General features: G+C 60.8%; 4 protein-coding genes. 3 read left to right on the top strand and 1 reads right to left on the bottom strand.

What is annotated here, in order from left to right; genetic code table 11:
- Positions 1-89: 89 nt before the first annotated feature.
- Positions 90-1256, bottom strand: coding sequence for an AAA family ATPase (locus BMY73_RS27555; RefSeq protein WP_092411088.1), 1167 nt, complete (start codon positions 1254-1256; stop codon positions 90-92).
- Between the two features lie 153 nt (positions 1257-1409).
- Between BMY73_RS27555 and BMY73_RS27550 the strand changes: the two genes are divergently transcribed.
- The 3 genes from BMY73_RS27550 to BMY73_RS27540 are packed head-to-tail and all read left to right on the top strand — an operon-like array spanning position 1410 to position 6747.
- Positions 1410-2537, top strand: coding sequence for an efflux RND transporter periplasmic adaptor subunit (locus tag BMY73_RS27550; RefSeq protein ID WP_092411086.1), 1128 nt, complete (start codon positions 1410-1412; stop codon positions 2535-2537).
- The gene (locus tag BMY73_RS27545; protein ID WP_092411084.1) at positions 2534-3604 is read left to right on the top strand and encodes an efflux RND transporter periplasmic adaptor subunit; all 1071 of its coding nucleotides are present in this window, start codon (positions 2534-2536) and stop codon (positions 3602-3604) included. The genes BMY73_RS27550 and BMY73_RS27545 overlap by 4 nt, the downstream gene beginning before the upstream one ends.
- Positions 3601-6747: an efflux RND transporter permease subunit gene (locus tag BMY73_RS27540; protein WP_256571471.1), complete on the top strand. Its 3147-nt coding sequence runs from the start codon at positions 3601-3603 to the stop codon at positions 6745-6747. Before BMY73_RS27545 ends, BMY73_RS27540 begins: the two co-directional genes overlap by 4 nt.
- Positions 6748-7296 lie beyond the last annotated feature (549 nt).

The raw sequence follows: 7296 nt of genomic DNA, 5'->3' as shown, positions 1-7296 counted from the left end.
GTCTGTGGGAGCCGGCTTGCTGGCGAATGCGGAGGGTCAGCGCTATCAATGGCGAGTGATCCACCGCATTCGCCACCGTCGTAACCTGTTCAATCCGGCCAGTGCCACGCCGGTTCGTCCAGCATCCCCTGGCCGACGATCCCTGTCTGGCCAAGGTTCTTCTCCAGCACGACGCAGTTGCATTCAGGGTCTTGCTCCAGAGCGGCGATCAGGCGACTGGCGTGGGACACGACCCATACCTGACAACGCTCCGACGCCCGCATGATCAATCTCGCCAGCGCCGGCAACAGGTCAGGATGGAGGCTGGTTTCCGGTTCGTTGAGCACCATCATGGTCGGCGGGCGCGGGGTCAGCAGCGCGGCAATCAGTAACAGATAGCGCAGGGTACCGTCGGATAACTCCGCGGCGGACAACGGCCGCAGCAATCCCTGTTGATAAAACTCCAGCGCGAACAGCCCGCCGGCCTGCGCGTTGATCTGCACGCGCGCGCCGGGGAAGGCGTCGCTGATCGCGGCGTCCAGCGCTTCGGGTTCGCCAATCTCGCGAATGGTTTGCAGCGCGGCAGCCAGGTCTCGCCCATCGTGATGCAGCACCGGCGTGCGAGTGCCGAGTTGAGGCTTGCGAGCGGGTGCGTCGGCATCGCTGCGAAAGTGATCATAAAACCGCCAGCCGCGAATGCTTTCGCGCAATTGCAGCACTTCCGGCGATGAGCGCAGGTTGCCGACCTGATCGAACAGGCTGTCGAAGGTCGGTGTGTGTTGCGCCAGTACGTCCCAGCTACGGCCTTCACGGGTACGAATCATCGGACCGGCGCGATCCACCAGCAGGCTGGCCGGGCGATACAGCGAGCCCGCCCAGATGCATTCGCGCTTGATCTCTGGATCAAGACCGAATGCCGTGTTGCCTGTTGGGGGTGTCGGCAGTCCCAATGAAATGGCGTAGCTGAAGTCCTCCGCAGCGAAACCCAGGCGTAGCCGCACGACGTCCTTGCGTGGACCGCCCTGAATCTCCACTTCGCCATTGCGCATGCGTCGGCTGATGCTTTCCGGACCGGCCCAGAACGTGGATGTCAGCCCGCCTTCCCGGGCGAGCGCGCTGATGACGCCACCTTGAGCGGTTTCCGCCAGCAAACGCAGCGCCCGATACAGATTGGATTTGCCGCTGCCATTGGGCCCGGTGATCAGATTCAGTCGTGCGAGGGGCACGACCAACGTGTTGATCGAGCGGTAATTGGCGACGGCCAGCGTGGTGAGCATCAACTTTCCTTCTGCGTGCATATGCAGGCGATTAACAGCTTCGACGGAGTTTAGCCGCGCAAGGAACCCTGATCTACGCTCACAGTCGCATGATCACATCATGACGCGCTCGGCAGCGTGGTGTAGGCAACGGCATTGGCACAAGGAGCTTGCATGCCCGCTCAACCCTCGGTTCTTTATAAACGCCTGGTGGCTTTAGGGCTTGGTCTGTGTCTGGCCATTCTGTCGGGCTGTGGCAAGGAAAAGCCCGCCGAGCCGTCTCTGCCGCGCGTGCAGGTGCAAGAAGTCAAAACCGCCGGATTCGCCGCGGCCGTCGCGCTAACGGGCGATATTCAGCCCCGTGTGCAGACTCAATTGTCCTTTCGGGTCGGCGGCAAGATCATTCAGCGCATGGTCGATGTCGGTGATCGCGTCACCGCCAGGCAGGTGCTCGCGAAGCTCGATCCGAAAGACTTGCAGACCCGTGTCGATTCGGCCATCGCGGCCGAGGCAGCCGAACAAGCGCGTGTCAAACAAACCGCCGCGGCATTTGTCCGTCAGCAAAAACTTCTGCCCAAGGGCTATACCAGCAAGAGTGAATACGACTCGGCCCAGGCGCAATTGCGCAGCAGCCAAAGCGCGCTCAAAGCCGCTCAGGCGCAGTTGGCCAACGCACGCGAACAGTTGGGGTACACCTCATTGATCGCTGATGCGCCGGGCATCATTACTGCCCGTCAGGCGGAAGTCGGTCAGGTGGTGCAAGCGACCGCGCCGATCTTCAGTCAGGCACGTGACGGCGAGCGCGATGCGGTGTTCAACGTCTACGAATCTCTGTTCGTTCAGCCGCCGACCGACCAGCCGATAGAGGTCACGCTGCTGGACAACCCCACCATCAAGACCACCGGCAAGGTGCGCGAAGTGACGCCCGCTGTTTCGGCGCAGACAGGCACGTTGCAAGTGAAGATCGCCTTGAGTTCGTTGCCCGAAGGGATGGATCTGGGGGCGGTGGTCAGCGCGGCGTTGACTGTCCCTGCAACGCAGAGTGTCGAGCTGCCGTGGTCCGCACTCACCAAAGGGCTGGGTGATCAGTTGGGCAAACCGGCCGTGTGGGTGGTCGATGATCAGAACAAAGTCAGTTTGAGAGGCGTCACGGTCGGGCGGTATCTCACGGGGAAAGTGATCATTGTCGACGGTCTGAAAAACGGGGAAAACGTGGTGGTGGCGGGCGGTCAGTTGCTGCATCCCGACATGCAGGTGGAAAGGGCTGTTGCCGACAAAAACCTGAGCGGGGATTCGCAATGAAGCGCCTGTCACTGATGGTGTTTTCGGGTGTGATGCTCTGCGCGTGCAGTAAGGAAGCGCCGCCGCCGGAACCTGTGCGGCCAGTGCTGTACATGGAGGTCAAGCCGCAGGCGATTGAGAATCTCGGGCGTTTCGCCGGCAACATCGCTGCGCGTTATGAAAGCACGCTGGGTTTTCGGGTGTCCGGGCGCATCGCCTCGCGCAGCGTTGATGTTGGCAGCGAGGTCGAGAAAGGCCAGTTACTGGCGACGCTCGACCCCACCGACCTGCAGAACCAGTTGCGCTCGAGTCAGGGCGATCTGGCGCGCGTCGAGGCCCAGTACATCAACGCGCAGGCCAACGCCCGTCGCCAGCAGGAGTTGTTTGATCGAGGTGTGGGGGCGCAGGCAGCGCTCGACGTTGCAGTCACTGACCTGAAGACCAGCCAGTCATCCTTCAATCAGGCGAAGGCAGCGGTGCAACAGGCTCAGGACCAGTTGAGCTACAGCGAATTGCGCACCGATCACGCGGCCGTGGTCACCGAATGGAAGGTAGAAGCGGGCCAGGTGGTCAGCGCGGGCCAGCAGGTCGTGACGCTCGCTCGCCCGGACATCAAGGAAGCGGTCATCGATCTGCCAGCTCCGCTGGCTGAGCAACTGCCTCAGGATGTGGTGTTCAAGGTCGCCAGCCAGCTTGAGCCAGAGATCAATACCACTGCGACGCTGCGTGAGCTGGAGCCTCAAGCCGAAGCTTCGACCCGCACTCGCCGCGCGCGCCTGACGCTGGCAGACACGCCTGCCGCCTTCCGTCTGGGCACGGCCATCAGTGTCACCGTCAGCTCCGCGATCGAACCGCGCATCGAACTGCCGGCGAACGTGTTGCAAGAGGTCGACGGCAAGACTCAGGTCTGGATCGTCGACATGCAGAACCAGACTGTTTCGCCCCGCCCCGTCAAGGTCCTCAGCCGAGACGACGACACGATCACCGTGTCGGGTGGCATCAAGGGTGGCGAGCGCGTGGTCACCGCCGGTGTAAACAGCCTCAAACCGGGGCAGAAAGTCAAAGTCGATAAGGACAGCCCACGATGAAAGGGACGTTCAACCTCTCCGATTGGGCGCTCAAGCATCAATCCTTCGTCTGGTACCTGATGTTCGTCGGCCTGCTGATGGGTGTGTTTTCGTACATGAACCTGGGGCGCGAGGAAGACCCCTCGTTCACCATCAAGACCATGGTGATCCAGACCCGCTGGCCGGGCGCGACGGTGGACGAAACCCTTGAACAGGTCACCGACCGGATCGAGAAAAAGCTGGAAGAACTGGACTCGCTCGACTACGTGAAGAGCTACACGCGACCGGGTGAATCCACCGTTTTCGTCTACCTGCGAGACACCACCAGCGCCGAGGCGATTCCGGGTATCTGGTATCAGGTGCGCAAGAAGATCGATGACATTCGCGGCACATTCCCTCAGGGCTTGCAGGGCCCGGCCTTCAACGATGAGTTCGGTGACGTTTACGGCTCGATCTACGCCTTCACTGCCGACGGTCTGACCATGCGCCAGCTGCGCGATTACGTCGAACAGGTGCGCGTGCAGATTCGTGATGTGCCGGGGCTGGGCAAGGTCGAAATGATCGGCCAGCAGGACGAAGCGATCTACCTGAATTTCTCCACGCGCAAACTCGCGGCGTTGGGGCTGGATCAGCGTCAGGTGGTGCAAAGTCTTCAATCGCAAAACGCGGTGACGCCTGCAGGCGTGATCGAAGCCGGCCCCGAGCGGATCTCCGTGCGCACCTCCGGGCAATTCGAGTCTGAGAAAGACCTTGAGAACGTCAACTTGCGGCTGAATGACCGTTTCTATCGCTTGAGCGATATCGCGGAAATTACCCGCGGATACGTCGATCCTCCCAAGCCCTTGTTCCGTTTCGACGGCAAGCCGGCCATTGGTCTGGCGATCGCGATGAAGAAAGGCGGCAACGTCCAGGAGTTTGGCAAGCAACTGCATGAGCGCATGGAGGCGGCCACTGCCGACCTGCCAATCGGCGTTGGCGTGCACAACGTTTCGGACCAGGCGCAAGTCGTCGAAAAAGCCGTAGGCGGGTTTACCAGCGCGCTGTTCGAGGCCGTGGTGATCGTGCTGATCGTGAGCTTCATCAGCCTCGGTATGCGCGCCGGGCTGGTCGTGGCCTGTTCGATTCCGCTGGTGCTGGCGATGGTCTTCGTCTTCATGGAGTACAGCGGCATCACCATGCAGCGCATCTCCCTCGGCGCGCTGATCATCGCTCTCGGCTTGCTGGTGGATGACGCGATGATCACGGTGGAGATGATGGTTTCGCGTCTTGAACTCGGCGATACCAAGGAGCAGGCGGCGACATACGCCTACACCTCCACCGCTTTCCCGATGCTCACCGGAACCCTGGTGACCGTCGCAGGCTTCGTACCCATCGGTTTGAACGCCAGTTCGGCGGGCGAATACACCTTCACGCTGTTCGCGGTGATTGCGGTGGCGATGTTGGTGTCCTGGGTCGTGGCGGTGCTGTTCGCGCCCGTGATCGGGGTGCATATCCTCAGCGCCAATGTGAAGAAAAAAGACGAGCACGCCAAACCGGGTCGTATCGCGCGAGTGTTCAACGGCTCCATGTTCTGGGCGATGCGTCACCGATGGCTGACCGTCATCATCACGGTGCTGTTATTTGCGGTCTCCGTGTTCTGCATGCGTTTCGTGCAGAACCAGTTTTTCCCGTCCTCTGACCGTCCAGAAATTCTGGTGGACCTCAACCTGCCGCAGAATGCTTCGATCAACGAGACACGCCGGGCCGTGGATCGGCTGGAAGCTTCACTCAAGGATGATCCCGACATCGTTCGCTGGAGTACTTATATAGGTCAGGGCGCTGTGCGGTTCTATCTGCCACTGGATCAGCAACTGGAAAACCCGTACTACGCTCAGTTGGTGATCGTCAGCAAGGGCCTGGAAGAGCGCGGCGCGTTGATGGATCGCTTGAAGAAGCGTCTGCGTGACGAATTCGTCGGGATCGGCACCTATGTCCAGCCGCTGGAAATGGGGCCTCCGGTAGGACGGCCCATTCAGTATCGGGTGAGCGGCGAAGACATCGACAAGGTCCGGCAGCACGCCATCGAACTGGCGACGTTGCTCGATCAGAATCAGCACATCGGCGAGATGATTTACGACTGGAACGAGCCCGGCAAAGTGCTGCGTATCGACATCAATCAGGACAAGGCCCGGCAGTTGGGGCTGTCTTCCGAAGATGTGGCGCAACTGATGAACAGCATCGTCACTGGCTCTGCGGTGACCCAGGTGCGCGACGACATCTACCTGATCAATGTGGTGGGTCGGGCAGTGGACTCAGAGCGCGGCTCGCCGGAAACGCTACAAAACCTGCAGATTGTGACACCGCAGGGCACCTCGATTCCTTTGCTGGCGTTTGCCAATGTTCGCTACGAACTGGAGCAGCCGTTGGTCTGGCGTCGTGACCGCAAACCGACCATTACGCTCAAGGCTGCGGTGAGCGACGACATGCAGCCAACGGACCTGGTCAAGGAATTGAAGCCTGAGATCGACAAGTTCGCGTCGGGTCTGCCCGTAGGCTACAAGGTCGCCACCGGCGGCACCGTGGAGGAAAGCGGGAAGGCCCAAGGCCCCATTGCGAAAGTGGTGCCATTGATGATCTTCCTGATGGCGACGTTCCTGATGATCCAGTTGCACAGCGTGCAGAAGATGTTCCTCGTCGCCAGCGTCGCGCCACTGGGCTTGATTGGCGTGGTGCTGGCGCTGGTGCCGACCGGAACGCCCATGGGCTTCGTGGCGATTCTCGGGATCCTCGCACTGATCGGGATCATCATCCGCAACTCGGTGATTCTGGTGACGCAAATTCACGAGTATGAAGTGGCGGGCTACTTGCCGTGGGACGCTGTTGCCGAAGCGACTCAACATCGCCGCCGGCCGATCCTGCTCACGGCGGCAGCGGCGAGTCTGGGCATGATCCCGATTGCACGTGAGGTGTTCTGGGGCCCGATGGCCTACGCCATGATCGGCGGGATTATCATCGCCACGCTGCTGACGCTGCTGTTCCTGCCGGCGCTGTACGTAGCCTGGTACAAGATCAAAGAGCCGACCCAGGAGCAGCGCGAGACGTTCGAGCAGGAGAAAAAGCGTAGGGCGCAGGAAGAGGAGCGTGATCACGAAGGCAACGATGAGAAGCCGAAGCCCGCTCAATAGGAAGGGTTGTCCTGCAACGGTTTTGTGGGAGCCGGCTTGCTGGCGATAGGGTCAGATCAGCCATCATTGATGGTGTCTGACACCCTGCAATCGCCAGCAAGCCGGCTTGTATGGTGCGCATTTCCACTATTTGGGATGACGCTGACGGTGTGGTTTGTCCTAACGTCCAAACTGTTCCGCCTTCGGCGGGTTACTTGAAAGCCGGAATGCCGTACCAACACCAAGTAACCAAGTGTCTGGCTCCTGGCTTGGCCCTCCTGCGTCGGGTACCCGCACTCCGACGACGCTCCGTGGGCCCGCGCCGAACGGACATCCATGTCCTGACGGCGCTCTCGCGGCATCCATGCCGCTCGGCCCACTGCGCGTCGTCTGCGTTTGGCCTGCACCCAAGTCGCGCTTTGTGGTGTCTGGCCTGCTGCGGTATGAAGATCAAGATCAAAAGCGAAGCGCGCCATGCGCTTTCGTAGGTCGCCGCATCAACGGCCGGTCGAACGCAAAACCTGTGGGAGTCAGCTTGCTGACGAATGCGGTTTGTCATTCACCTTTGAT

The sequence above is a fragment of the Pseudomonas sp. NFACC02 genome (assembly GCF_900110765.1).
In the GTDB taxonomy this organism is placed as follows: Bacteria; Pseudomonadota; Gammaproteobacteria; order Pseudomonadales; family Pseudomonadaceae; genus Aquipseudomonas.
This window is presented reverse-complemented; position numbering and strand designations above follow the sequence as displayed.